A 25,679-nucleotide genomic window follows, 5' to 3' on the forward strand; every position below is an offset into this window, starting at 1 on the left:
GAGGAGGATTACTTCGCTTTCACAGTCTCTTCGCCAACCAGACCAATCTTCAGGAAGCCCGCCTGATGCAGCGTATCCATAACCTTCATCATGGTCTCATAATCAACGGTTTTATCTGCCCGGAAGAAAATGGTGGTGTCTTTCTTCCCATCTGTCAGTGCATTTAACTCGCTAATCATGGTGTCATCCGTCACCTGATTGTTGCCAATAAACATACTTTTATCGGCTTTAACAGACAGGTAAACCGGTTTTTCCGGACGCGGCTGCGGCGTGCTGGTGGAGGCAGGAAGATTCACTTTCACATCCACCGTTGCCAACGGTGCGGCCACCATAAAAATGATCAATAAAACCAACATAACGTCGATAAACGGCGTCACGTTGATTTCATGCATTTCACCGTTATCGTCCAGGTTTTCATTAAAGCTCATTGCCATGGAACATTATCCTACACGTAATTTCTGCGCTGCACGTACCGGATGCGCGGATGCGCTTGCGTTCAGGTCCAGATCGCGACTTTGGAGTAACAGCACCTGTGCCGCGACGTCACCCAGCATCGCTTTATAGCTGCCAATCTGACGTGCGAAAATGTTGTAGATAACAACCGCTGGAATTGCTGCGACCAGACCAATTGCGGTCGCTAACAGCGCTTCTGCGATACCCGGCGCAACAACGGCCAGGTTGGTCGTTTGAGTTTGTGCAATCCCGATGAAGCTATTCATGATGCCCCATACGGTACCGAACAGACCGACGAATGGAGAGATAGCCCCGATGGTGGCCAGGTATCCGTTACCACGTCCCATATGACGACCTACCGCCGCCACACGACGCTCCAGACGGAAGCCGGTACGCTCTTTAATGCCTTCGTTATCGTCACTGCCTTCTGACAGTTCCAGCTCGTTTTGCGCTTCGTTAATCAACTGTGCGCCCAGGCTTTTGCCATCGAATCCTGCGGCAATCTCACTTGCCTGATCTAAAGAGCGGGCTTCCGCCAGCAGTTGCTGTTCACGCTTAAGGCGGCGTTTCTGAGTAAAGAACTCAAGGCTCTTACTAAAGAAGATAGCCCAGGTGACCACTGACGCCAAAATCAGCCCAATCATCACGCACTTAACCACGATATCGGCGTGCTGATACATACCCCAGACGGAAAGATCCGTCTGCATCAAATTATTACCCACTCTGTATCTCCAGGACGCAAATCACAAAATCTGAGCGTAATGATATCAAAAAGACGTCGAATTGATAGTCGTTCTCATTACTATTTACATATTGCCGCACCTTTGGTTTCTTTTCCTTGCGCTTACGCAGTAAAAAAGTCACCAGAAGCATTTTGAGATTATTTTCTACTGTATGACCGTTCTGCAGGATGCGTCATCTTTGATTCATGGTAGTTTAGACATCCAGACGTATAAAAACAGGTAATACACCATGGCAGATAAGCAACTTGAAACCAAGCTCGTTCACGCAGGACGCAGTAAAAAATACACGCAGGGCTCGGTAAATAGCGTGATCCAGCGCGCTTCTTCGCTGGTGTTTGACACCGTGGAGGCCAAAAAGCAGGCCACGCGCAACCGTGCAAACGGCGCGCTTTTCTACGGACGTCGCGGAACCCTGACGCATTTTTCGCTGCAGGAAGCGATGTGCGAACTGGAAGGCGGCGCGGGCTGCGCGTTGTTCCCTTGCGGCGCGGCGGCGGTCGCCAACACCATCCTTGCCTTTGTTGAACAAGGCGATCATGTGTTGATGACCAATACCGCCTATGAACCCAGTCAGGACTTCTGCACCAAAATTCTCGGCAAACTTGGCGTGTCCACCGGCTGGTTCGATCCGCTGGTTGGCGCCAATATTGTGAAGCACATTCAGCCGAACACCAAAGTCGTATTTCTGGAGTCGCCCGGCTCTGTCACCATGGAAGTGCATGATGTTCCGGCAATTGTTGCCGCCGTCAGAAGCGTAGCACCTGACGCAATCATCATGATTGATAACACCTGGGCTGCCGGGGTGCTGTTCAAAGCGCTGGATTTTGGCATCGATATTTCTATTCAGGCAGGCACCAAATATCTGATTGGCCATTCCGACGGCATGGTCGGAACGGCGGTATCTAATGCCCGCTGCTGGGATCAACTTCGCGAAAATGCGTATCTGATGGGGCAAATGCTGGACGCCGATACCGCCTATATGACCAGCCGTGGGCTGCGTACGCTGAGTGTACGCCTGCGTCAGCACCATGAAAGCAGCTTAAAGGTCGCCGAGTGGCTGGCCAGCCATCCGCAGGTCGCCCGTGTGAACCACCCGGCACTGCCCGGCAGTAAAGGGCATGAATTCTGGAAACGTGATTTCACCGGCAGCAGCGGCCTGTTCTCCTTTGTATTGAATAAGAAACTCAATAATGAGGAGCTGGCCGCGTATCTGGATCACTTCAGCCTGTTCAGCATGGCCTACTCCTGGGGCGGTTTTGAGTCGCTGATTCTCGCCAACCAGCCGGAACACATTGCGGCAATCCGTCCGCAAGGCGAGGTGGACTTCAGCGGAACGCTCATCCGTTTGCATATTGGTTTAGAGAATGTTGACGATCTGATTGCCGATTTGGCCGCAGGATTTGCCCGAATCGAGTAAAATTGCCACAGATGGACATATATGCAGACACTTCTGGTGGAAAAGTCTGCAATTGTTGCGTCCGGGATCAAGGCATCCCGGGCAATTCAGGAGTACAATCCACATATAAACGCTGTTCCACAGGAAAGTCCATGGTAGTCATTCAAGATATTGTCTCCGCGCTCTGGCAACACGATTTTGCCGCACTGGCGGATCCGCACGTTGTGAGCGTGGTGTACTTCGTCATGTTCGCCACACTGTTTTTAGAAAATGGCCTGCTGCCCGCCTCCTTTTTACCCGGAGACAGCCTGTTATTACTGGCAGGAGCGCTGATCGCTCAGGACGTGATGAGTTTTTTACCTACCATAGCTATTCTGACTGCCGCAGCCAGTCTGGGCTGCTGGCTGAGCTACATTCAGGGACGCTGGCTGGGCAACACGCGCACGGTGAAAGGCTGGCTGGCGCAATTACCTGAAAAATACCATCAACGCGCTACCTGCATGTTTGACCAACACGGGTTGATGGCGCTGCTTGCCGGGCGTTTCCTGGCGTTCGTCCGTACCTTGCTGCCAACGATGGCGGGCATTTCAGGGCTTCCTAACCGTCGGTTCCAGTTTTTTAACTGGCTGAGCGGACTGCTGTGGGTCACCGTCGTTACCAGTTTCGGCTATGCGCTGAGTATGATCCCGTTCGTCAAACGTCATGAAGATCAGGTGATGACCTTTTTAATGATCCTGCCGATTGCTCTGTTAACCGCAGGTCTGTTGGGAACGCTGTTCGTGGTGATTAAAAAAAAATACTGTAGCGCCTGAGTATTAGCCGTATGCCGGAGTCACTCCGGCATTTCATTGATGGCGCACAGCTAGCTTTAAAGCCGACAACAAATCAACTCCCCTGCATCATACGAATTCTTGCCGCATCTTCCCCCGGCGTTACGCCAAAGAAACGTTTGAACTCCCGACTGAATTGCGATGCGCTCTCATAGCCGACGCGCATTGCAGCCGCACTGGCCTTCATTCCATCGTGGATCATCATCATCCGTGCTTTATGCAGGCGATAGCTCTTCAGATATTGCAGCGGCGAGGTACTGGTCACCGCTTTAAAATTATGATGAAACGCCGATACGCTCATGTTCGCCTCTGCCGCCAGCTGTTCTACATTGAGGTTTTCGGTGTATTTGGTTTCAATCCGCTTGAGTACCCGGCTTATCAAACTGAAATGCGTCTGGCGACTTACCAGCGCAAGTAACGCGCCACCACGCGGCCCGGTCAGCACATGGTAGAGGATTTCGCGAATGATCTGTTTCCCCAGAATACGCGCATCCAGCGGTCGCTCCATCACATCCAGCAGGCGCTCAGCAGCACAGAGAATTTCGTCTGAGAGCGTCGCAGAGTTAATCCCACTGGCAGCCATAGCGGGCTGGAACAGCTCGTCTTCCCCAATGTCCATCAACAGCTCCTGCAATTGCAGGATATCGACATTCAGGTAAATACCGGCCAGAGGAACCTCCGGCGTCGCATACGTTTCACATTCGAAGGGTAAAGGTACGGTTAGCAGCAGGTATTCGTTGGCGTCATAGCGAAATACGCGCTCATTAATGTAACCAATTTTATGTCCCGAAAAGAGAAATATGATGCCTGGCTGATACATGACTGGTGTACGCGCCGCCGGCTCCGTACCGTGTAGCAGGCGGACATCTGGCAGCAGTTCGTTAAGTTTATTTTCATTGTTTTTCAGATGCTTAATTTTATCTGTCAGCAGAAGGCAGATCTCATCACGGTTCATGGGGCACCATTTCATTATCGTTTTTCGACCCTGACATAATGCGCAGATTTATCCGTTTTCTCCAGCAGTCTGTAGAAATGGGCAAGACATCGGCAGAAATGAGCATTGAGAGCAGCGCGGCGGGCGACCACAATGTTCATCATCCGGCAGACACTCTCCTGCCCTCTTTTATTACCCACCAAAGGGAACGAGCAATGAACAACTTTAATCTCCATACCCCAACACGTATTTTGTTTGGTAAAGGCGCGATTGCTGAGCTGCGCGATCAAATTCCTCAGGACGCTCGCGTGCTGGTTACTTACGGTGGCGGCAGCGTGAAAAAAACAGGTGTCCTGGCACAGGTTCAGGACGCGCTGAAAGGCCTGGACGTGCTGGAGTTTGGCGGTATCGAGCCAAACCCGTCTTATGAAACGCTGATGAACGCGGTAAAAATCGTGCGTGATGAGAAAGTGACGTTTCTGCTGGCAGTAGGCGGCGGTTCCGTGCTGGACGGCACCAAATTCATCGCGGCTGCTGCACAGTACGCTGACGGCATCGATCCATGGCGCATTCTGGAAACCCACGGCAACGACGTAACAAGTGCCATCCCGATGGGCTCCGTATTAACCCTGCCTGCAACCGGCTCTGAATCTAACTCCGGCGCGGTAATTTCGCGTAAAACCACCGGCGATAAACTGGCCTTTATGACCCCATTTGTGCAGCCAGTATTTGCCGTACTGGATCCGGTTTACACCTACACCCTGCCGCCACGTCAGGTTGCAAACGGCGTCGTGGATGCGTTCGTTCATACCGTTGAGCAGTATGTGACTTATCCGGTCGACGGGAAAATTCAGGATCGCTTTGCCGAAGGCATTCTGCTCACACTGGTAGAAGAAGGTCCGAAAGCCTTGCAGGAACCGGAAAACTACAACGTGCGTGCGAACGTCATGTGGGCGGCAACCCAGGCGCTGAACGGTCTGATTGGCGCAGGGGTACCGCAGGACTGGGCAACGCATATGCTGGGCCATGAGCTGACTGCAATGCACGGTCTGGATCATGCTCAAACACTGGCCATCGTTCTGCCTGCGCTGTGGAATGAAAAACGTGATACCAAGCGTGCCAAACTGCTGCAATACGCAGAGCGTATCTGGAATATCACCGAAGGAAGCGATGACCAGCGCATCGACGCCGCCATTGCCGCAACCCGCGCTTTCTTCGAACAAATGGGCGTACCGACTCGCCTGTCTGACTACGGTCTGGACGGTAGCTCCATCCCGGCGCTGCTGGAAAAACTGCAAGCGCATGGCGGTACGAAACTGGGCGAACATCAGGACATTACGCTTGAGGTCAGCCGTCGGATTTACGAAGCTGCCCGCTAAGGTTTTTTAACCTCCGCCTTTCGTTTTTGGGTATTTATACCAGACTTAAGTCACACCTATGTCACCGGAGTATGTTCCGGTGACAGTCATTAAGGGGAGGAATTATGACCACTCCAACCATTATCAAACTACAGGATGGTAACGTCATGCCGCAACTGGGCCTGGGGGTCTGGAAGGCAAGCAACGAAGAAGTCATCACTGCCATTCATAAAGCGCTGGAAGTGGGGTATCGCTCAATTGATACCGCGGCAGCGTACAAAAATGAAGAAGGTGTCGGCAAAGCAATACGTGACGCAGGCGTGCCACGGGAAGAGTTATTCATTACCACCAAGCTGTGGAATGATGACCAGAAACGCCCCCGGGAAGCCTTGCTCGAAAGCATGGAGAAACTCCAGCTTGATTACCTCGATCTGTACCTGATGCACTGGCCAGTTCCGGCGATCGACCACTACGTTGAAGCGTGGGAAAACATGATCGACCTGCAAAAAGAAGGGCTGATTAAGAGCATCGGCGTGTGCAACTTTCAGATCAACCATCTCCAGCGGCTGATGGATGAAACCGGCGTACCTCCGGTGATTAATCAGATAGAACTTCACCCGCTCATGCAGCAGCGCCAACTGCACGCCTGGAACGCCACACATAAAATCCAGACCGAATCCTGGAGCCCGCTGGCGCAGGGCGGCAAAGACGTCTTCGATCAAAAGATAATCCGTGACCTCGCAGAGAAATATGGCAAATCACCGGCGCAGATTGTCATCCGCTGGCATCTGGATAGCGGCCTGGTGGTGATTCCGAAATCGGTCACCCCTGCGCGTATCGCAGAAAACTTTAACGTCTGGGACTTCCGCCTGGATAAAGATGAATTAGGCGAAATCGCGAAACTCGATCAGGGCAAGCGTCTGGGGCCAGACCCGGACCAGTTCGGCGGTTAACCCCTTCCCTCCAGCCCGACACTCTCGTCGGGCCTTTACTGATTTGAAATATCAGGAAACAATTCACGCACATATATTGTTGTATTTCTTGCAGTCACTGGAGCAGCATTGCTGCAACATAACCTGTTAATTATCAAATAAATATATTTATTTGATAAATACATTCACCATATCCATAGGTGCGTAACCGTGACTGAGAAAAAAGGTAGCGGAGTCAAATGGCTCCCATTAATTCTTATAACATTCATTTCTGCCGGGCTGTGGCAACTTACCCCTCCATCCGGGTTAAGTGCGCCAGCCTGGCATTCGGCAATTATCTTCGTTGCGACGATTGCTTCTATCGTGGCAAAAGTTTTACCCATCGGCGCGGTTGGCATTATTGGGATTACGGTTTTTGCACTCGCCTATGCGGCCGGGGATAAAACCGCCAGCGGCGCTATCACCACAGCGCTAAGCGAACTGAACAGTTCACTTATCTGGCTTATCGTCGTGGCTTTTATGATTGCCCGCGGTTTTATCAAAACTGGCCTCGGACGACGCATTGCGCTGCAGATGATCCGTCTGCTCGGCAAGCGCACGCTGGGACTCGCCTATGGTCTGGCTTTTGCCGATCTGATCCTCTCCCCGGCAATGCCGAGTAATACAGCACGCTGCGGCGGCGTCATCTATCCGATTGCCGACTCTCTGGCACGCAGTTTCCATTCGAACCCGGAAGATGAGTCCCGCAGTAAAATCGGTACCTTTCTTATCACCTGCATTGGCAACGTCAACGACGTCACCGCCGCGCTCTTTATGACCGGTTATACCGGCAACCTGTTGGCGGTGAAGTTGGCGGCCAATGCGGGCGTCACGCTGACCTGGGGCAGCTGGTTTATGGCGGCGCTGCTGCCATGCCTTGTGTCCTTACTGCTGGTTCCACTGCTGGTCTACTGGATCGTGCGCCCGGAAATAAAGCACACGCCGGATGCCCCGAACCTGGCGCGCAAAGAGCTGGCTGAAATGGGCAGCATGTCTCGCGGCGAATGGCTGATGCTGGTTACCGTCGGCGTACTGCTGGTGCTGTGGATTTTTGGCGATACGTTAGGCGTCGACGCCACTACAGCCTCGTTCGTGGGACTGTCCATTTTATTGCTAAGCGGCGTTCTGAGCTGGGAAGATGTGAAAAGCGAGAAAGGCGCATGGGACACGCTGATTTGGTTTGCCGCACTGCTGATGATGGCGAACCAGCTGAAAAAACTAGGTTTCACTACCTGGTTTGGCAATCTGATCGGCGATAGCCTGAGCAGTACTATGCACGGTACCAGTTGGGTGATCGTCCTGTTGCTGCTGAATGCCGCCTACTTCTATACCCACTACTTTTTTGCCAGCGGTAATGCACAGATTGCCGCGCTGTACGCCGTTTTCCTCGGCGTCGGACTGCATCTGAATATCCCCGCAGCCCCCACGGCGTTAATGCTGGCCTTCACCAGCAGTTTGTACTGCTCGCTCACCCAGTACACCCACGCTCGCGGTCCAATTCTGTTTGGCGCCGGGTACGTTCCAACGGGCGTCTGGTGGCGCACAGGATTTATCATCAGCCTGTTTAACCAGGCGGTGTTTATCACCGTAGGTCTGATGTGGTGGAAGGTGTTGGGTCTGTACTAAACTGACTGCGTCCTGACGAATACCTTACCTACGGAGAAAAGGAATGACCTGTATTTTCTGTCAAATTGTTGAAGGTAAAGCACCCTGCCATAAGGTCTGGGAAGACGAGCACCATCTGGCTTTTCTGTCGATTTTCCCGAACACCGACGGTTTTACCGTGGTGATCCCGAAAAAGCATTACCCCAGCTATGCCTTCGATATGCCGCCGCAGGCGTTGGCTGACCTGATGATGGCAACCCAAAAAGTGGCTAAGAAACTGGATAAGGCTTTCCCGGATGTCAGTCGTACGGGGATGTTCTTCGAAGGTTTCGGCGTAGACCATGTGCACAGCAAATTAAGCCCCATGCACGGCACTGGCGATCTAACTCACTGGAAACCGATTGAGTCGCGGCAGACCAAATTTTTCGAGCAATATGAAGGGTATCTGTCATCACACGATCATGAACGGGCGGATGATGCAAAACTGGCCGCATTAGCGGCCAGAATTCGTGAGGCATAAATACTGAGCACTTCTGCCGGATGGCGGTGCAAGCACCTTATCCGGCCTACAAAACTGTGCTGCTCGTAGGCCTGATAAGCATTTCACCACCGGGCAAAGTAAATTAACGTCCCGCTACTTTCCCGCGTTTTTTGTTTGCGGCAGGGGTCTGGCGCTGGTGCGCCACCGGGGTGTGCTTGGTCAACGCCGGGCGGGTATGACGGTTCTGGCGACGTGCTTCGCGCATCTCTTCCAGCGTAGGCGCCGGAACCAGACATTCACGACGACCGCCGATCAGATGCTTTTTACCCATGTCTTCCAGCGCCTGGCGGATTAACGGCCAGTTAGCTGGATCGTGGTAACGCAACAGGGCTTTATGCAAACGGCGCTGCTTATCACCTTTCGGCACCACCACGTCTTCACTCTTATAACCAATTTTACCCAGCGGGTTTTTCCCGGTGTAATACATGGTTGTGGAGTTCGCCAGCGGCGATGGATAAAAGTTCTGCACCTGATCCAGACGGAAACGACGTTGTTTCAGCCACAGCGCCAGATTCACCATATCCTCGTCACGCGTACCCGGGTGCGCGGAGATGAAGTACGGGATCAGGTACTGCTCTTTACCCGCCTGTTTAGAGTAGGTATCGAACAACTCCTTAAAGCGATCGTAGCTGCCCATCCCCGGCTTCATCATCTTCGACAGCGGGCCTTCTTCAGTATGCTCTGGCGCAATCTTCAGATAGCCGCCAACGTGGTGGGTCGCCAGCTCTTTGATATAGCGCGGATCTTCAACCGCGATGTCATAGCGCACACCGGAAGCTATGAGGATCTTTTTAATGCCTTTCAAATCACGCGCCCGGCGATAAAGGTTAATCGTCGGTTCGTGATTGGTGTCCATATGCGGACAGATATCCGGATAGACGCATGACAGACGACGGCAGGTCTGCTCCGCACGCGGTGACTTACAGCGCAGCATATACATGTTCGCCGTTGGGCCGCCGAGGTCGGAAATCACGCCGGTAAAACCTGGAACGGTGTCGCGAATGGCTTCGATTTCATTGATGATCGAATCTTCAGAGCGGCTCTGGATGATGCGGCCTTCGTGCTCGGTGATCGAACAGAACGAACAGCCGCCAAAGCAGCCACGCATAATGTTGATCGAGAAACGGATCATCTCATAGGCCGGAATGCGGCTGTCGCCATACGCCGGGTGCGGCACGCGCTTGTACGGCAGCGCAAAGACGCTATCCATCTCTTCGGTAGACAGCGGAATAGCTGGCGGGTTGATCCAGATGTAGCGATCGCCGTGCTTTTGCATCAGCGCACGCGCGCAGCCAGGGTTGGTTTCGTGGTGCAGGATACGCGACGCATGCGCATACAGCACTTTATCGCCCTTCACTTTTTCAAAGGACGGCAGCAGCACGTAGGTTTTTTCCCACGGTTTCGGACGCGGCGGCTGTACGGTTACCGCTTTCGCTTCCTGCTTTTTCGGTGCGACCGGTTTGTTGTCAGCACACGGCAGATCTTCGCCGTACGGATGCGGGATCGGATCAATCTTGCCCGGCGTGTCGAGACGCGTGGAATCCACCCCACTCCAGCCCGGCAGCGCTTCTTTAACCATAATAGCGGTGTTACGCACGTCGCGGATCTGATCGATGGTTTCGCCCATCGCCAGACGATGCGCCACTTCTACCAGCGGACGTTCGCCGTTGCCGAACATCAGCATGTCGGCTTTGGAATCCACCAGAACAGAGCGACGAACGGTATCAGACCAGTAGTCATAGTGCGCGGTACGGCGCAGGCTGGCCTCAATGCCGCCGAGAATAACCGGCACATCTTTCCATGCTTCTTTACAACGCTGGGTATAGACCAGCGTGGCGCGGTCCGGGCGTTTACCTGCTACGTTGTCTGGTGTGTAGGCATCGTCATGGCGCAGTCGGCGATCGGCGGTGTAACGGTTGATCATCGAGTCCATGTTGCCTGCGGTCACACCAAAGAACAGGTTCGGTTTACCCAAACGCATAAAATCGTCTTTGTTGTTCCACTCCGGCTGGGCGATAATCCCTACACGAAAGCCCTGCGCTTCCAGCATACGACCGCATATTGCCATGCCAAAGCTCGGATGATCGACGTATGCATCGCCGGTAACCAGAATGATGTCGCAGCTATCCCAGCCTAGTTGGTCCATTTCGTCGCGTGACATCGGCAAAAACGGTGCCGGGCCAAAACAGGCAGCCCAGTACTGCGGCCAGGAGAAAAGGTCTCTGTCCGGCTGGATCAGGGATATTGCGCTCATAATGCTTCCAAAAATGGTAAAAAAATAATCAAAGGCCGGGGATTATACGCTGTATGTCGACAAGAAATGAAGTGGAGTCTGAACCAGGGCAGTAGAAAGTTATATAAATTGTTAAATTTTACGACGCTCATTTTTATCAATCATAATTAACACCATGCCGGCCAGCTGAGATAACTCTTTTTCGGCGGGGGATTTTTCATTGCGACTCAACGATTCACTGCATATTTCCCAGCTACGGGTTGTTGTTCACCTGTGTGGGTTTCTGGTTCTTCTCTACAGCTTTTCTATGCTGCCACCGATGACCATCGCTTTGTTAAACAAAGAGCGGAGCTTGTTCGCTTTTTTCAGCACATTTATGACTTTCTTCACCCTCGGCGGCGGGGCGTGGCTGGCAACCAAACATGCGGGTATTCAACTGCGAACACGAGATGGTTTCGTTATTATCGTCCTGTTCTGGCTGTTGTTTTCGTTTATCAGCGCGATGCCGATGTGGATGGACGATGGCTTAAACCTCTCCTTTGCGGATGCCCTGTTTGAAGGGGTTTCCGGGATTACCACCACGGGCGCAACGGTAATTGGCGACGTCAGCGCGATGCCGAAGTCGTATCTCTACTATCGGGCCCAGCTTAATTTTATTGGTGGCCTGGGTGTTATTGTCCTCGCCGTGGCGGTATTACCGCTTTTGGGTATCGGCGGCATGAAGCTGTATCAGTCTGAAATGCCGGGTCCCTTCAAAGAAGAACGACTCACGCCAAGACTTGCTGATACTGCACGTACGCTGTGGCTGACCTATGTCATTCTGGGTCTAATCTGTACTCTGGCCTACTGGGCTGCCGGGATGTCGTTCTTCGATGCCTTATGCCACGGGCTGTCGACGGTTTCTCTCGGCGGATTTTCCACTCGCAGTGAAAGCATCGGCTTCTATAACAGCCATGCGATCGAGCTGGTCGCTGGGGTGTTTTCCCTGTTGTCTGCGTTTAACTTCACCCTCTGGTACGTGGCTATCGTGAAACGTACCTTCAAACCCTTTCGTCGTAATGCCGAACTGCGTTTCTTTTTGCTTATTGCGTTGGTTGTCACTCTGATCGCCACCTGGCAAGTTTGGCGGGCAGGCATGTACGGATTAACGGACAGCCTGGTGCATGCTTTTTTTCTGGCAAGTTCGATGCTGACAGATAATGGCCTGTCGACGGCGGATTATGCGCAGTGGCCTTCGCACACGATCTTCATGCTGCTCAGCGCCAGTTTCTTCGGCGGTTGTGTGGGATCGACCTGCGGGGGGATTAAGGTGCTGCGTTTTTTGATTATGTTCAAGCAGTGCCGTCAGGAGTTACACCAGCTCGCGCATCCCCGTGCCCTGCTGAACATTAAAGTGGGCAATAGCGTGGTAAGCGACCGGGTGGTGCGTTCGGTATGGAGCTTTTTCTTTCTCTACGTTTTGTTCACCAGCTTTTTTATCTGGGCGCTCAATCTGATGGGCTACGATCTCTTCTCCTCTTTTGCCACCGTCGCCGCCTGCATCAACAATATGGGGCTAGGATTTGGCGTCACCGCCACAACATTTGGCACCTTAAATGAGGAAGCAAAGCTACTGATGTGCGCGGCTATGATCATGGGGCGTCTGGAGATTTACCCCATTCTGATCCTGTTCTCGCGCATGTTCTGGCGGGCATAACGGAAATCCCGGCGCATTACGGCGCCGGGTTCACCAACATCTGTCCGATTGAGCCACGATCTGCCATTTCCAGCGTCTGGCTATTAAAGTAGAACGGGAAATGGGCCCAGGAAGGCTGTCCGTAATAAACCAGTAATTCAACCTGGCCGTCAACCCAGACGGTATCTTTCCAGCCTCTGTCTTCCGGGAACGGCATCGCGCCATTCACATTACGGATCAGGAACGAGACGCCTTCAATATGGAAGGACTGGGGCATATCCGCCCGCACCGTCCAGCGCTCCCAGGAGCCCTGCTGAGCGGTAATATCCATACGATTGACGTCCCACAGCTGACCGTTGATGCCAGGGTCATCGTCCAGGCTGATATCACGGCTGCGAATCGGCGAACCGCTGAGGATTTCCGTTGGCAGCAGGCGCATTGGCAGGCTGTCAGTCACCAGCGGCAGAAGCCCCGTTGGACGCAGAGTCAGCACCAGCGTGGAGATGAGAATACTGGAAGGCTCAAAGAACCCGCGGATCCTGTCGACAATACTGGCTGCCTCGCCACAGGTGATAGAGACCTCATTACCGTTCGTCATATCCACCAGGATCTCACGACGCTCGCCAGGCGCCAGCGAGAGCTGTTTCACCGAAACGGGCGCAGGTAAAAAGCCCTGATCGCTGGAAATCACATGCAGCGCACGGCCATCGCTCATTTGCAACTGGTAACGACGCGAGTTTGAAGCGTTCAGTAAACGCAAGCGCACCCAGCCGCGGGAGACTTCGACATACGGGCTTTGCGCCCCATTGACAAGCAGCGTATCACCGACAAAGCCACCGCTGCCGGGCTCGCTGTATTCCGGCGTGCCAAAGTTGTCCAACCGCTTGTCCTGGATAATGACCGGAAAATCATCCACGCCATAGTGGTTGGGAATAGACAGTGATTTACTCACTTCATCTTCAACCAGCCACATCCCGGCAAGGCCGTTATAGACCTGCTGAGCAGTACGATTTGGCGTATTGGCGTGATACCACAACGTGGCGGCATTCTGGCGAATCGGTAGCACCGGCGCCCAGTCAGCATTCGGGGACATCATGCGCGCCGGGCCGCCCATCAGCGGGCCTGGTACCTGTAACCCGGCGACGGTCATCGAGACATTCTCAGTCAGACGGTTGCTGTAGATAAGCTTGACGTCATCCCCTTTCCAGACGCGAATTGTCGGTCCCAGGTAGCGGCCGTTAATTCCCCAGACAGGTGCGCGCGTGCCTTGTGTAAAGGACCAGTGCGCACGTTGCAGCGTCATAAATAGCGGCTGCCCCCGGCGGGATTCCAGCAGCGGAGGCACAGGTAACGGTTGTTGCTGACCGGCAGCATTAGCCTTCAGCGGAACAGCACCTGCACACAGTGCGATCCCCGATGCCTGAATGAACTGACGCCGACTGAATGACATATAAACTCCATAAAAAACTGGCTATTAACACGCAGGAAGTCATTTCCTGTAAAAAACCCGAATTGCGCGGATTAAACCTTACCGGCGGCTTCCCGCTCAGCAACTTCTTTATCGAGCTCTGCGATTTTTTGTTCCATCAACGTGCGGCAATGTGCTGCCAGTTCACGAACCTGATCTTTGCCAAAGTGGCTAATATCCACCGGCGGCAACATCTCGACAATCGCCAGACCATTATTGAGTCTGTTTAATTTTATCTTGTTCGAGGTTGTGGAAACGCATACCGGAATGACCGGGACACCAGCAGCAATCGCTGCATGGAACGCGCCGGTTTTAAACGGAAGCAGACCGCGACCGCGGCTACGCGTTCCTTCCGGGAACATCCAGATAGAAATGCGGCGTTTTTTGAAATGATTAACCACGGCAGCAATGGTGCTGTGTGCTTTTGCGCGGTTATTTCTGTCAATCAGCAGGTTACCGGTTAACCAGTACAGCTGCCCGAAGAAAGGGATCCACAGCAGGCTTTTTTTACCTACCGTCACCGTCGGCGGTTGAACGATATTCGCAGCAGTAACCATGTCATAGTTGTTCTGATGGTTACAAATATAGATAGCATTACCATAGTTCTGCGCGTCTGCCGGCATGCGGCACTCGACCTTCAGACCATAAAGGGGAGCCAGGCGGCCAAACATATGACCGAACGTTGCAACGTGTTTTGGATTTCGCGGGCTGAACAGACAGTATATGCAACCGAAAATACAGACCAGAACGCAGTAAATAACAGTAATAATTAAACGAAAAATATATAGCATAACAACCTCTAAGGCCTAAGAGCCTGGCATTTTACGTCACCTGATTCATCACGCGGTATCAGGTTAGGGCTTTGTTAAGGGCGGCTCTCTGGAAAAGCGTATTGTTAATCGCAACGCACGAATAAACAACGGTTTCACGGGAATTTTTAACGTTGGCTCTCCCTGGGCTTTAACAGGGAGAGCCGGACGGTAGCGTTATTCTTCGCTGTCGCCGTGACTGGCGCGTCGAGGCGAGTCAATCTCAATGCTGTCGATACGCTGCAGACCACGCATTAGCGTGCCGCGACGGCCACGCTCGCCGGTCACTTTCTGCAACTCTTCGGGACGCAGTTTGATTTTGCGCTTACCGACGTGGATAGTCAGCGTGCTCTGCGGCGGCAGCACGTAAAGTTGCGCCAGACCATCCTCGCCTTTCGCCGCTTCCGCTGAAGGGATATTAATGATCTTGTTCCCTTTGCCTTTCGACAACTGCGGTAAATCGCTCACCGGGAACATCAACATGCGACCAGCCTGAGTAATCGCCAGCAGCATATCGGTTTCATCTTCAATCACCACCGGCTGCATGACACGCGCATTCTCTGGCAGCGTAATCAATGCCTTACCTGCACGGTTACGTGCTACCAGGTCATTGAAGGTGCAGACAAAACCATAGCCCGCATCCGATGCCATCAGCAGTTTCTGATCATCGCCTTCCATCAGCATGTGCTCAACCGTCGCGCCCGGCGGCAGAGTGAGCTTCCCGGTCAGCGGTTCACCCTGACCGCGCGCCGACGGCAGCGTAATCGGATCGATGGCATAGCTGCGGCCGGTCGAGTCCACGAACACCACCGGCTGATTGCTCTTACCCTTCACTGCCGACTTAAAGCTGTCGCCCGCTTTATAGCTTAATCCCGGCGCATCGATGTCGTGGCCTTTCGCGCTACGCACCCAGCCACTCTGGGACAACACAATAGTCACCGGCTCAGACGGCAGCATGTCGTGCTCGCTCATCGCCTTCGCTTCTTCGCGCTCCTGCAACGGAGAACGACGATCGTCGCCATAAGCCTCAGCGTCAGCCTGCAGCTCTTTCTTCAGCAGGTTATTCATTTTACGTTCAGAAGCCAGAATGGCCTGCAACTGATCGCGCTCTTTCGCCAGTTCATCCTGCTCGCCGCGGATTTTCATCTCTTCGAGTTTGGCAAGATGGCGTAATTTCAGCTCAAGGATGGCTTCAGCCTGGGTTTCAGAAATACCAAACCGCGACATCAGCTCTGGCTTAGGTTCATCTTCATGACGAATAATTTCGATTACTTCGTCAATATTGAGGAACGCCACCAGTAAGCCTTCAAGGATGTGCAGGCGCTTGAGCACTTTTTCCAGACGATAATTCAGGCGGCGGCGCACGGTATCGCGGCGGAACGCCAGCCATTCGGTGAGGATCTCCAGCAGGTTTTTCACCGCCGGACGACCATCAAGACCGATCATATTCAGGTTGATGCGGTAACTTTTTTCCAGATCGGTGGTGGCAAACAGGTGGTTCATCACCTGCTCCATATCCACGCGATTGGAGCGCGGGACAATCACCAGACGAGTCGGGTTTTCGTGATCCGATTCGTCGCGCAGGTCGTCTACCATCGGCAGCTTTTTATTGCGCATTTGAGCAGCGATCTGCTCAAGCACTTTTGCCCCAGAAACCTGATGCGGCAGCGCGGAAATCACCACCGCGCCGTCTTCTTTCGTCCATACCGCACGCATACGTACGGAGCCGCGTCCGTTTTCGTAAATCTTACGAATCTCCGCGCGCGAGGTAATGATCTCCGCTTCGGTCGGGTAATCCGGCCCCTGCACGATATCCAGCAACTGATCCAGCGTCGTTTTCGGCTGCTCAATCAGAGTAATCGCTGCTTTTGCCACTTCACGCAGGTTGTGCGGCGGAATGTCCGTTGCCATACCAACGGCAATACCGGTCGTACCGTTGAGCAGAATATTTGGCAGACGCGCAGGCAGCATCTTCGGCTCCTGCATGGTGCCATCGAAGTTCGGCACCCAGTCCGACGTGCCCTGACCGAGTTCACCCAGCAGGACTTCCGCATATTTAGACAGGCGGGATTCGGTATAACGCATCGCCGCGAAGGATTTCGGATCGTCCGGCGCCCCCCAGTTCCCCTGCCCGTCAACCAGCGGATAACGGTAAGAGAACGGCTGCGCCATCAGCACCATCGCTTCATAGCAGGCGCTGTCGCCGTGCGGATGGTATTTACCCAGCACGTCACCGACGGTACGGGCGGATTTTTTAAATTTGGCGCTGGCATTCAGCCCCAGTTCGGACATCGCGTACACGATGCGACGCTGAACGGGTTTCAAACCATCGCCAATAAACGGCAACGCCCTGTCCATGATGACGTACATGGAATAGTTCAGATAGGCGTTTTCCGTGAATTCATGCAGCGCCAGGCGCTCTGCCATATCGCTCATTAATCGTGGTTCCTCAACTTTGTACCCCTCTATTGAAGGGCAATATTGCCGCAGATACTACCCTATCTGGCGTGTTGAGTCACAAAGAAAAGGGCCGCGAATGCGGCCCTGATGGGGATTACTTAGCAACTTTGGTAATCTGTTTCACGTCGATTTCAACGGAGTTCCAGTCTTTATCCACTTCACCCTGGATTTCAACCACATCCTGCGGTGTGACGGTTACGCCGTTCCAGCGCTTGTGGTCGATATCCACATTCACTGTGCCGGTCGCATCTTTAAACACATACAGGTCGTCGGAAATACGCTCAACGATGTTCCCGCGCAGGGTAACCCAGGTGTCATCACGCAGTGATTTGGCGCTTTCTACTGTCGTGCTGCTACCGTTAGGGCCGACAAATCCGCCGTTTTGGCTCTGCGTAGTGGTTGTCGTTGGCCCAGAGAAGCCGCCCTGCTGAGCTGCCAGAACAGGTGCGGAACACAGTGCCATTACGGCAACCATTGCAGCTAATTTTTTCATCGTCATGTCTCCCTTTCATGTTGGTTTACGACTATTAAATAAGTTAATCCTTAACAAGTTCTTAAGGCAAAAAAAGATACTTTTTTTACTGTACAGAGACTGTAGCCACAGGTTTACTGACTGCAAATGAGTTATCGCAGGGAAGAACATATGCGTATTTTACTGATCGAAGATGACACGTTGATTGGCGATGGCCTGAAAACAGGACTGAGTAAAATGGGTTTCAGCATTGACTGGTTTACCGAAGGCCGCCAGGGGAAAGAAGCACTCTACAGCGCACCTTATGATGCGGTAATCCTCGACCTGACACTGCCAGGCATAGACGGACGGGACATTTTGCGAGAATGGCGAGCTAACGGGAAGCAGGAGCCGGTACTGATTCTGACCGCTCGCGACGCGCTGGCGGAACGCGTTGAAGGCCTGCGCCTGGGCGCAGATGACTATCTGTGTAAACCCTTTGCGCTGATCGAAGTTGCTGCCAGACTGGAGGCGCTGGTGCGTCGTGCCAGCGGCCAGGCCAGCAACACATTGCGCCATGGCCAGGTAACGCTCGATCCTGGCGCATTGGTCGCCACGGCGGCGGGTGAACCTTTGTCACTCAAACCTAAAGAGTTCGCACTGCTGGAACTGCTGATGCGCAACAAAGGTCGCGTCCTGCCCCGCAAACTGATTGAAGAAAAACTGTATACCTGGGACGAAAATGTCTCCAGCAATGCGGTTGAGGTCCACGTTCATCACTTACGCCGTAAGCTCGGCAGCGACTTTATCCGTACCGTGCATGGCATTGGCTACACCCTGGGTGACGCATGAAACTCACACAACGCCTCAGCCTGCGCGTCAGGCTAACGCTTATTTTTCTGATTCTGGCATCAGCCACCTGGGCCGTATCCAGTTTTGTGGCCTGGAGGCAGACTACCGATAATGTCGATGAGCTGTTTGATACCCAACTGATGCTGTTCGCCAAGCGGCTTAGCACGCTGGATATCAGCGATGTCACCACCTCAAGCAATATGGCCCGCACGCCAAAGAAACTGAAGCATGGCCATATTGATGACGACGCACTGGCGTTTGCCATCTACTCCACCGACGGCAAAATGGTGCTACACGATGGCGATAATGGCCAGGATATTCCCTACACCTACAGCCGGGAAGGGTTTAGCGACGGCCAACTCAGGGGCGACAACGATTCCTGGCGCTTCCTGTGGCTGAATTCCGCTGATGGGAAATATCGCATTGTGGTGGGCCAGGAGTGGGAATATCGGGAGGATATGGCGCTGTCGATCCTTACTGCACAATTAACCCCATGGCTGGTTGCGCTGCCGCTGATGTTGCTGATCCTGGTGGTCATGCTGAGTCGCGAACTCAGGCCGCTAAAAAAACTGGCGCAAGCTCTGCGCTGGCGCGCCCCGGAATCAGAAGAGCCGCTCGACTCGAAAGGTGTGCCAAGCGAAGTGCGCCCGCTGGTTGAATCGCTAAATCAGCTGTTTACCCGCATCCACTCAATGATGGTGCGTGAACGCCGCTTCACTTCTGATGCCGCCCATGAGCTGCGCAGTCCGTTGACCGCGCTGAAGGTGCAAACCGAAGTGGTGCAACTGTCAGACGACGACCCGCAAACGCGGGAAAAAGCGCTGGCGCAGCTACATGCGGGAATTGAACGCGCCACCCGACTGGTCGATCAGCTCCTGACGCTTTCGCGCCTCGACTCCCTCGATAATCTTCAGGATGTGGCGGAAATTTCATTGGAGGAGCTACTGCAATCCGCGGTGATGGATATCTACCACCCGGCCCAGCAGGCGCACATTGACGTACGTTTGCAGATTAACGCACACAATATTATGCGCACAGGACAGCCGCTGTTGCTGAGCCTGATGGTACGAAATCTGCTGGATAATGCCATTCGCTACAGTCCGCAGGGGAGCATTGTGGAAGTGACGCTCAACGCCCGCAATTTCAGCGTCAAAGATAATGGTCCTGGCGTTGCGCCGGAGGTACTTACACACATCGGTGAACGTTTTTATCGTCCACCGGGACAAAGCGTGACCGGCAGCGGTCTCGGCCTGTCAATTGTCCGCCGTATCGCAACACTGCATGGAATGTCAGCCTCGTTTGGCAACGCTTCGGAAGGCGGGTTTGAAGCTAAGGTCAGTTGGTAACTGCATTATTATTGCTCAAATAGCAAAAGACTTTGCACATTTTGCTAATTTCACCGCACCGCTGGTGGGGGTAAAATCGTCCTCAAACGTATTTCCTTGAGGACACAAAATGAGCAACATTCTGATTATCAACGGGGCGAAAAAATTCGGCCATTCTAATGGCCAACTGAATGACACCCTGACCGAGGTCGCGGACGGTATCCTGCGCGACCTCGGGCATGATGTTAAAGTCGTACGCGCGGACAGCGATTATGACGTAAAAACAGAAGTGCAGAATTTCGTCTGGGCCGATGCGGTTATCTGGCAGATGCCAGGCTGGTGGATGGGCGCACCGTGGACCGTGAAAAAATACATCGATGACGTGTTTACCGAAGGTCACGGCACGCTGTACGCCAGCGATGGCCGCACACGTTCAGATGCCTCTAAAAAATATGGCTCCGGCGGGCTGATTCAGGGCAAAAAATACATGCTGTCCCTGACCTGGAACGCACCGATGGAAGCCTTCACTGAAAAAGACCAGTTCTTCCATGGCGTTGGTGTTGATGGCGTCTATCTCCCGTTCCATAAAGCAAACCAGTTCCTGGGAATGGAAGCGCTGCCGACCTTTATCACCAATGACGTGATTAAAATGCCGGACGTCCCGCGTTATATCGCAGAATATCGCAAGCATCTGACCGAAATTTTTGGTTAACTGGTAACCTGGAATTAGAAGGAGTTAACCATGCTTACCGTTATTGCAGAAATCCGTACACGTCCAGGTCAACATCACCGCCAGGCGGTACTGGATCAGTTTGCTAAAATCGTTCCGACCGTACTGAAAGAAGAAGGCTGCCACGGCTATGCGCCGATGGTGGATCATGCCGCAGGTGTGAGTTTTCAGACCACAGCGCCAGATTCAATCGTGATGGTTGAGCAGTGGGAAAGCATCGCGCATCTTGAAGCGCATTTGCAGACCCCGCATATGAAAGCCTACAGCGAAGCCGTGAAAGGTGACGTGCTGGACATGAATATTCGAATTCTGGAGTCGGGTATTTAAGGTTGTCGATTTGCCGGATGAGGCATTTTAGGCCACCATCCGGCATTCAACCGCAGCGCCACCGGGCACTCCTTACCAGTAGAGCTTCCAGCTCTGAGTGAAGCGCATTAACGCTTCAACGTAGAAATAATCCCCCCAACTTGCACACTCATCGACCCCTTTGTTGCTCGACAGGTGATACACCGAGTGTTTCAGTAGCCCGTTCCCCTGTTCATCTTTACCCATCAGATAATGCCTGGTCAGCGAAGACATGATCCCCATCGCCCACTGCTGGTAGCACTCGCGATCCGGATCGGTCACCGGCAGATGTTTAATCAGCTCCAGCAGACCACAGACGGCAATCGCCGCCGAAGATGAATCGCGCAGCGCATCGGTTCCGACTAATGCCAGATCCCAGTGGCAAACGGCATCTTCCGGCAGGCGATTAAGAAAGTAGTTGGCCAGCTTTTTCGACAGCTGCACCATTTGTGTATCGCCAGTGTAAATATAGCTCAGCAGAAAACCATAAATCCCCCATGCCTGCCCACGCGACCAGCAAGAATCATCAGCATAGCCCTGCTGCGTATTACCGTAACGCGGTGCGCCGGTTTGCACGTCCATATAGTAGGTGTGGAAGGTCGACGCATCCTGGCGGATCAGATATTTGGCTGCCTGCGCAACGTGGGCCTTCGCCGCATTCGCAAAACGCGGATCGCCCGTTTGCTCGCTAGCCCAGTACAGCAGCGGCAGATTCATATTGCAGTCAATGATCATCCGTCCTGCCTGATCGGGATCGCGAAGATCGCCCCACGCCTGGATGATCTGCGCCTTTTCATGAAAACGCTCCAACAGCGCTTCTGCCGCCATCAGGGAAAAACCTCGAGCATCGCGATTGCCGGTCAATCGCCAGGCCGCCACACAGGAAAGCGTGTAGAGGAATCCCAGGTCGTGGGTGTTGGTATCGTGGCGTCCGGCAATACGCAGACCAAACGAACGCACATGCTTCTCCGCCATCTCACGAAATTTGCTCTCACCACTCATTTCCCACGCCAGCCATAACTGCCCGGTCCAGAAGCTGGTCGTCCATTCCACATTCTCTGTCAGTGGGTAATAACCTTGCACACAGGTTTCGGCAGGAAATTGTTCACCGAATTCCGTTAAATGACGGCTAATCAATTCGAGGACATCTTCTCGGGCGCAACTTATTTGATCCTGAAAACTGCCGGGATTAACCGGACTGCCAGGAAATACGCGCAACGATTCCTCAACGATATGATTTAACATATTTCGGTTCCTTATGACGTAAATTATTTTGCAGGGGTATTTTCAGCAATATCGAGAGCGATATTTTTGCCACGTTTGCTCTGACAGGCAGATAAAGTAAATGCCGATATCAATGTAAAGGTCAGCGCCACAATGCCCATAATGATATATGTCTTCTCAAAGCCTATCCGGTCGTACATTAATCCGGCAGGAGAGGAAACCACCACGTTACCGACATACAGCATCGCCTGATAACCCAGTAAATACATGGTCGCATTGACACGTTTATCAAAATGCTCGGCAATATATTTGAAGACGGAAACCAGTAATAAACAGATCTCCAGGCCGTATAGCGGCTTCAGCACAGAAATTAATAAATGAGAGTCACATAGCCCAGATATCACCAATCGCGCGCCCACCAGCGCCCCAATAATCAGCAGACCACGCTTCGCGCCAATATAATTGACGAATAGCGGAATGACCATGTACATGACAAATTCCATTCCCGACTGCACGGTGCCCAGATAACCAAAGACGGCGTTCCCTTCATGTACATCGGCAAAGAAAGTGACGAAGTAGCGGGAGAACTGCTGCTCCGCGATAAACATCATCCACGCCACGCCCGCAACGTACAGGCAGAATGCCCAAAATTTGCGATTACGCAGCAGGGCGTAAACATCCGTCGGGGAGATTTTCTCTTTAGTTATCACCTCCGAGGCGTTGGCCGCATTGACATTGACTTTCAGACTCACCAGAACAACCAGCATCACCACTGACGTCAGGCTGCCGAGCATAAAGTTATAGGCCGGTGAGAGGTTAAACAGCAGGCCAGAGAACGATGACGCCACCGCCCAGCCAAGCGACCCCCACATACGGATCTGCCCAAACTCCATGCCGTTCAGACGGCTGTAGCGGTCAGAATAAGATTCACAGGCCGCCACCCCGGCATACCACGCAAAGCTCAAGTAAATCGCGCCAACTATAATACCCAGCATGGTATTGGAGAGTAATAATGGCTGATAGATATAAATAAAAAACGGTGCCATTAACGCTGACATCACTACGACGAAATAGAGCAGATATTTGCTCATACCTATTTTATCGAGGATATAGCCATAAATAGGCTTCAGAATAACCGAGAAAATACCGTTCACAGCAAATACGGTGCCGATCACCGTACCGCTCAACTGCGCTTTTTGCCCCAACCAGATAGCCAACAAACCAATACTTGCGGACCAGGTAAAGAAATAAAGGAATATAAAACTGCTTATTTTATAATATTCAGTCCGATTTCCCGTTGAATTATTTTTCATACCACCCTCGCTATAAAAAGAACGACAACTGGCGTGCATTTTCAGGTTGCTGAATAACAACCTGGTTATTGTTGATGGATAGCTGCGGAACGGCTGAGTACTGTCTTTGCTGCCCGCTGGCACTCACGGCGCAGCAAAGCCAGCTTTCGCCCTGCGGGATTTCGCTGGTCAACACAGGAATCGACGCACATTCAGGGAACATGATGCTACTGTTCGGCGGCGTGACCACGCTGTCTGGCTGGCGAACTATGGACGGCGACAGATCAACGATAACGCTGGTTCCGTTGCATGCCGCAAGGAGGCATCCACGCTCACATAACCGAGGCTCGGCTTTCATCACCGCAAATCCCCCTTCCACCGTTTGCAGCGTGTGCGCACTGTTAATACGGTGCAGGCGAAGATGCCATTCGCCAAACGGGACAAGCCAGGTCTCAATCATTACGTCATGCCAGGGAGACCAGCGGGACCAGATAAAATTCTCATCGACCCGAACCTCGTCGCACTGACGACGGCCACGATAGTAGCCATCGCCGTCCGCCAACAGCAGCATAGAGTCACAGGCTGCATGTTTGATGCCGTAACGGCCGCGCTCAATGGTGAAACCAAAGCGGCTGGAGTAGGCAAATTTGGTGTATTTGGCTTCGGTATTAACGTAGTTGTTCAGTTCAAGCTGGCCTGAGGTCAACATCATGACATGCTCAGAATGCTCACTATGCTGCAGGATCTGCGCAGCATGGGGGATAACACGTTTTTCAACCAGTTGCGGTAGCGCCAGCTCTTCAGCCTGCCAGAATGGATGATCCTCCGGCAGTGCAAGAATCAAAAAAACCTTCAATGCCCAATAAGGCGATCCCGGCGAGTTGTAGTCTTCACACATCGCCAGATTCGGGTAGGCAAACCCCAGCGTTAGAATGCCATCACGATCGAAAATCGGCTGCTTCTGCCACCAGCGCAAATGACGCAGGATCACCCCTTTGATTATGCCTGGCGAAAGAACATCCAGTTCGGCAAACGCCACCGCGCTCCAGAAGGCAACCATGGCAAAGCGGTAGGTCAGGCTGCGGCCAAACGGCACCGATGCGCCGTCAGCGGCGGACAGGTAAATAAAATCTTCGGCAAACAAGCGCGAACGTTCACGCAGAACGACAGCGCGTTCGGTGTCATCCGGGCTGAGGGTGGCATACAACAGGCCGTAGAAGTGAAAAGCCATTGAGATGTAGTAATCTTTCGGTCGACCGGGACCATCGGAATACCAACCGTCACCAAGATAGTAGGCTTCCATCAGCTCAAAGCGGCGATCGATAGCTGCCTGATCGTAAGGCAGACCCGCACGCTTGAAACCAAGCTGAACGATAATCGCAAAGTAGTTCCAGTTGCTGTCCGGCATTTGCGAGTCGGTTATCTGATTCAGCCAGCGGTGCAGATTCTCGCGTTCGCTCAGGGAGAAATGCTGCGTTAATTGCGTCTGTAACAATGCCAGACCCAGGCCATAAGCAGCCATCTCAACCAGACGCTGATCGTAAGGACCGGTGTCTCCCCAGTAATGTGGGCTTTGTGGGTCAGTACCGAGTTTTATCGCCTGAATGTACTTTTCGGCAAACGGCACTTTAGCCCCGCCTGCCATCAGAGGAAATAGCCCCCACAACGCCCGGGAAAGCCCTTCCATACAGGCAATATCCGCGCTGTAGTGAGCACAGGTATTGCCAAGAGAAAACTGAGCCTGTCCCGCCGGAAACTGCCGATCCAGCGCACGTAAAATGGCGTTAACCGCACACGTTACGTCTTCGCGTGATGACAATGGATTTGATTTTTCTTCAGTTGCTGACCACATAATCTGCCCCTCTGAATTAAGTGGCTAAAGAATAGTGAATCGCAGAGCAGCAGAAATGTTACGTCAATCACAGCACCAGAATTAAAGTAAAACAGTGATTGAGAAAATTTAAAAATAGGGTTTATAAATTAC

General features: G+C 52.8%; 22 protein-coding genes. 11 read left to right on the forward strand and 11 right to left on the reverse strand.

The features are described 5' to 3' along the window. Positions 1-8 precede the first annotated feature (8 nt). Both exbD and exbB read right to left on the reverse strand, forming a co-directional pair. Positions 9-434, reverse strand: a complete 426-nt coding sequence (gene exbD, locus WC1_RS04830; RefSeq protein ID WP_003024505.1) for a TonB system transport protein ExbD — start codon at positions 432-434, stop codon at positions 9-11. A 6-nt stretch (positions 435-440) separates the two neighbouring features. Next, the gene (gene exbB, locus WC1_RS04825; protein WP_003024507.1) at positions 441-1,175 is read right to left on the reverse strand and encodes a tol-pal system-associated acyl-CoA thioesterase; all 735 of its coding nucleotides are present in this window, start codon (positions 1,173-1,175) and stop codon (positions 441-443) included. A 250-nt stretch (positions 1,176-1,425) separates the two neighbouring features. Between exbB and metC the strand changes: the two genes are divergently transcribed. Both metC and yghB read left to right on the forward strand, forming a co-directional pair. Further along, positions 1,426-2,613, forward strand: coding sequence for a cystathionine beta-lyase (gene metC / locus WC1_RS04820; RefSeq protein ID WP_016150981.1), 1,188 nt, complete (start codon positions 1,426-1,428; stop codon positions 2,611-2,613). A gap of 131 nt (positions 2,614-2,744) precedes the next feature. Continuing rightward, complete coding sequence (gene yghB, locus WC1_RS04815) at positions 2,745-3,404, forward strand: DedA family general envelope maintenance protein YghB (protein WP_003024510.1); 660 nt, start codon at positions 2,745-2,747, stop codon at positions 3,402-3,404. A 73-nt stretch (positions 3,405-3,477) separates the two neighbouring features. Here yghB and WC1_RS04810 read toward each other — a convergent pair whose 3' ends face one another. Beyond that, positions 3,478-4,377 carry an AraC family transcriptional regulator gene (locus WC1_RS04810; RefSeq protein WP_003024513.1) on the reverse strand — a complete coding sequence of 300 codons (900 nt, stop codon included), beginning with the start codon at positions 4,375-4,377 and terminating at the stop codon, positions 3,478-3,480. Between the two features lie 194 nt (positions 4,378-4,571). On the opposite strand from WC1_RS04810, the gene yqhD reads away from it, so the two are divergent. The 4 genes from yqhD to WC1_RS04790 all read left to right on the forward strand — a co-directional run bounded on the left by yqhD (position 4,572) and on the right by WC1_RS04790 (position 8,810). Then, positions 4,572-5,735, forward strand: a complete 1,164-nt coding sequence (gene yqhD / locus WC1_RS04805; RefSeq protein ID WP_003838168.1) for an alcohol dehydrogenase — start codon at positions 4,572-4,574, stop codon at positions 5,733-5,735. Positions 5,736-5,839: 104 nt separating this feature from the next. Further along, entirely contained in the window at positions 5,840-6,667 is an 828-nt protein-coding gene (dkgA, locus tag WC1_RS04800; protein WP_003024520.1) for a 2,5-didehydrogluconate reductase DkgA, read from the forward strand. A gap of 189 nt (positions 6,668-6,856) precedes the next feature. After that, positions 6,857-8,311 carry a DASS family sodium-coupled anion symporter gene (locus WC1_RS04795; RefSeq protein ID WP_016150982.1) on the forward strand — a complete coding sequence of 485 codons (1,455 nt, stop codon included), beginning with the start codon at positions 6,857-6,859 and terminating at the stop codon, positions 8,309-8,311. A 43-nt stretch (positions 8,312-8,354) separates the two neighbouring features. Further along, positions 8,355-8,810, forward strand: coding sequence for an HIT family protein (locus WC1_RS04790; protein WP_003024529.1), 456 nt, complete (start codon positions 8,355-8,357; stop codon positions 8,808-8,810). Between the two features lie 103 nt (positions 8,811-8,913). Here the strand turns inward: WC1_RS04790 and WC1_RS04785 are convergent, their stop codons facing one another. Then, the gene (locus WC1_RS04785; RefSeq protein WP_003024532.1) at positions 8,914-11,085 is read right to left on the reverse strand and encodes a YgiQ family radical SAM protein; all 2,172 of its coding nucleotides are present in this window, start codon (positions 11,083-11,085) and stop codon (positions 8,914-8,916) included. 199 nt (positions 11,086-11,284) lie between these two features. On the opposite strand from WC1_RS04785, the gene WC1_RS04780 reads away from it, so the two are divergent. Then, complete coding sequence (locus tag WC1_RS04780; protein WP_016150983.1) at positions 11,285-12,760, forward strand: TrkH family potassium uptake protein; 1,476 nt, start codon at positions 11,285-11,287, stop codon at positions 12,758-12,760. A gap of 16 nt (positions 12,761-12,776) precedes the next feature. Here WC1_RS04780 and ftsP read toward each other — a convergent pair whose 3' ends face one another. The 4 genes from ftsP to WC1_RS04760 form a co-directional block, all read right to left on the reverse strand. After that, positions 12,777-14,189 carry a cell division protein FtsP gene (ftsP, locus tag WC1_RS04775; protein WP_003024538.1) on the reverse strand — a complete coding sequence of 471 codons (1,413 nt, stop codon included), beginning with the start codon at positions 14,187-14,189 and terminating at the stop codon, positions 12,777-12,779. 71 nt (positions 14,190-14,260) lie between these two features. Next, a complete protein-coding gene (plsC, locus tag WC1_RS04770; protein ID WP_003024540.1) occupies positions 14,261-14,998 on the reverse strand; it encodes a 1-acylglycerol-3-phosphate O-acyltransferase in 738 nt (245 codons plus the stop codon). A gap of 195 nt (positions 14,999-15,193) precedes the next feature. Then, positions 15,194-17,452 (reverse strand): DNA topoisomerase IV subunit A, encoded by a 2,259-nt coding sequence (parC, locus tag WC1_RS04765; protein WP_003024543.1) that lies wholly within the window; start codon positions 17,450-17,452, stop codon positions 15,194-15,196. A gap of 118 nt (positions 17,453-17,570) precedes the next feature. Beyond that, the gene (locus WC1_RS04760; protein WP_003024544.1) at positions 17,571-17,969 is read right to left on the reverse strand and encodes a YgiW/YdeI family stress tolerance OB fold protein; all 399 of its coding nucleotides are present in this window, start codon (positions 17,967-17,969) and stop codon (positions 17,571-17,573) included. Positions 17,970-18,119: 150 nt separating this feature from the next. On the opposite strand from WC1_RS04760, the gene qseB reads away from it, so the two are divergent. The 4 genes from qseB (at position 18,120) to WC1_RS04740 (ending at position 21,161) form a co-directional block, all read left to right on the forward strand. After that, positions 18,120-18,779 (forward strand): quorum sensing response regulator transcription factor QseB, encoded by a 660-nt coding sequence (qseB, locus tag WC1_RS04755; protein ID WP_003024547.1) that lies wholly within the window; start codon positions 18,120-18,122, stop codon positions 18,777-18,779. Continuing rightward, positions 18,776-20,125 (forward strand): quorum sensing histidine kinase QseC, encoded by a 1,350-nt coding sequence (qseC, locus tag WC1_RS04750; RefSeq protein ID WP_016150984.1) that lies wholly within the window; start codon positions 18,776-18,778, stop codon positions 20,123-20,125. Before qseB ends, qseC begins: the two co-directional genes overlap by 4 nt. A gap of 109 nt (positions 20,126-20,234) precedes the next feature. After that, entirely contained in the window at positions 20,235-20,816 is a 582-nt protein-coding gene (locus WC1_RS04745) for an NAD(P)H-dependent oxidoreductase (protein ID WP_003838153.1), read from the forward strand. Positions 20,817-20,846: 30 nt separating this feature from the next. After that, complete coding sequence (locus WC1_RS04740) at positions 20,847-21,161, forward strand: putative quinol monooxygenase (RefSeq protein WP_003024557.1); 315 nt, start codon at positions 20,847-20,849, stop codon at positions 21,159-21,161. A gap of 72 nt (positions 21,162-21,233) precedes the next feature. Here WC1_RS04740 and WC1_RS04735 read toward each other — a convergent pair whose 3' ends face one another. The 3 genes from WC1_RS04735 to WC1_RS04725 are packed head-to-tail and all read right to left on the reverse strand — an operon-like array spanning position 21,234 to position 25,547. Then, positions 21,234-22,424 (reverse strand): glycoside hydrolase family 88 protein, encoded by a 1,191-nt coding sequence (locus WC1_RS04735; RefSeq protein WP_003846324.1) that lies wholly within the window; start codon positions 22,422-22,424, stop codon positions 21,234-21,236. 23 nt (positions 22,425-22,447) lie between these two features. Next, positions 22,448-23,716, reverse strand: coding sequence for an oligosaccharide MFS transporter (locus WC1_RS04730; RefSeq protein WP_016150985.1), 1,269 nt, complete (start codon positions 23,714-23,716; stop codon positions 22,448-22,450). A gap of 10 nt (positions 23,717-23,726) precedes the next feature. Continuing rightward, entirely contained in the window at positions 23,727-25,547 is a 1,821-nt protein-coding gene (locus tag WC1_RS04725) for a DUF2264 domain-containing protein (RefSeq protein ID WP_016150986.1), read from the reverse strand. Positions 25,548-25,679: the final 132 nt, after the last annotated feature.

Origin of the sequence: Citrobacter sp. KTE30, assembly GCF_000398825.1 — a bacterium.
GTDB classification, from domain to species: domain Bacteria; phylum Pseudomonadota; class Gammaproteobacteria; order Enterobacterales; family Enterobacteriaceae; genus Citrobacter; species Citrobacter freundii.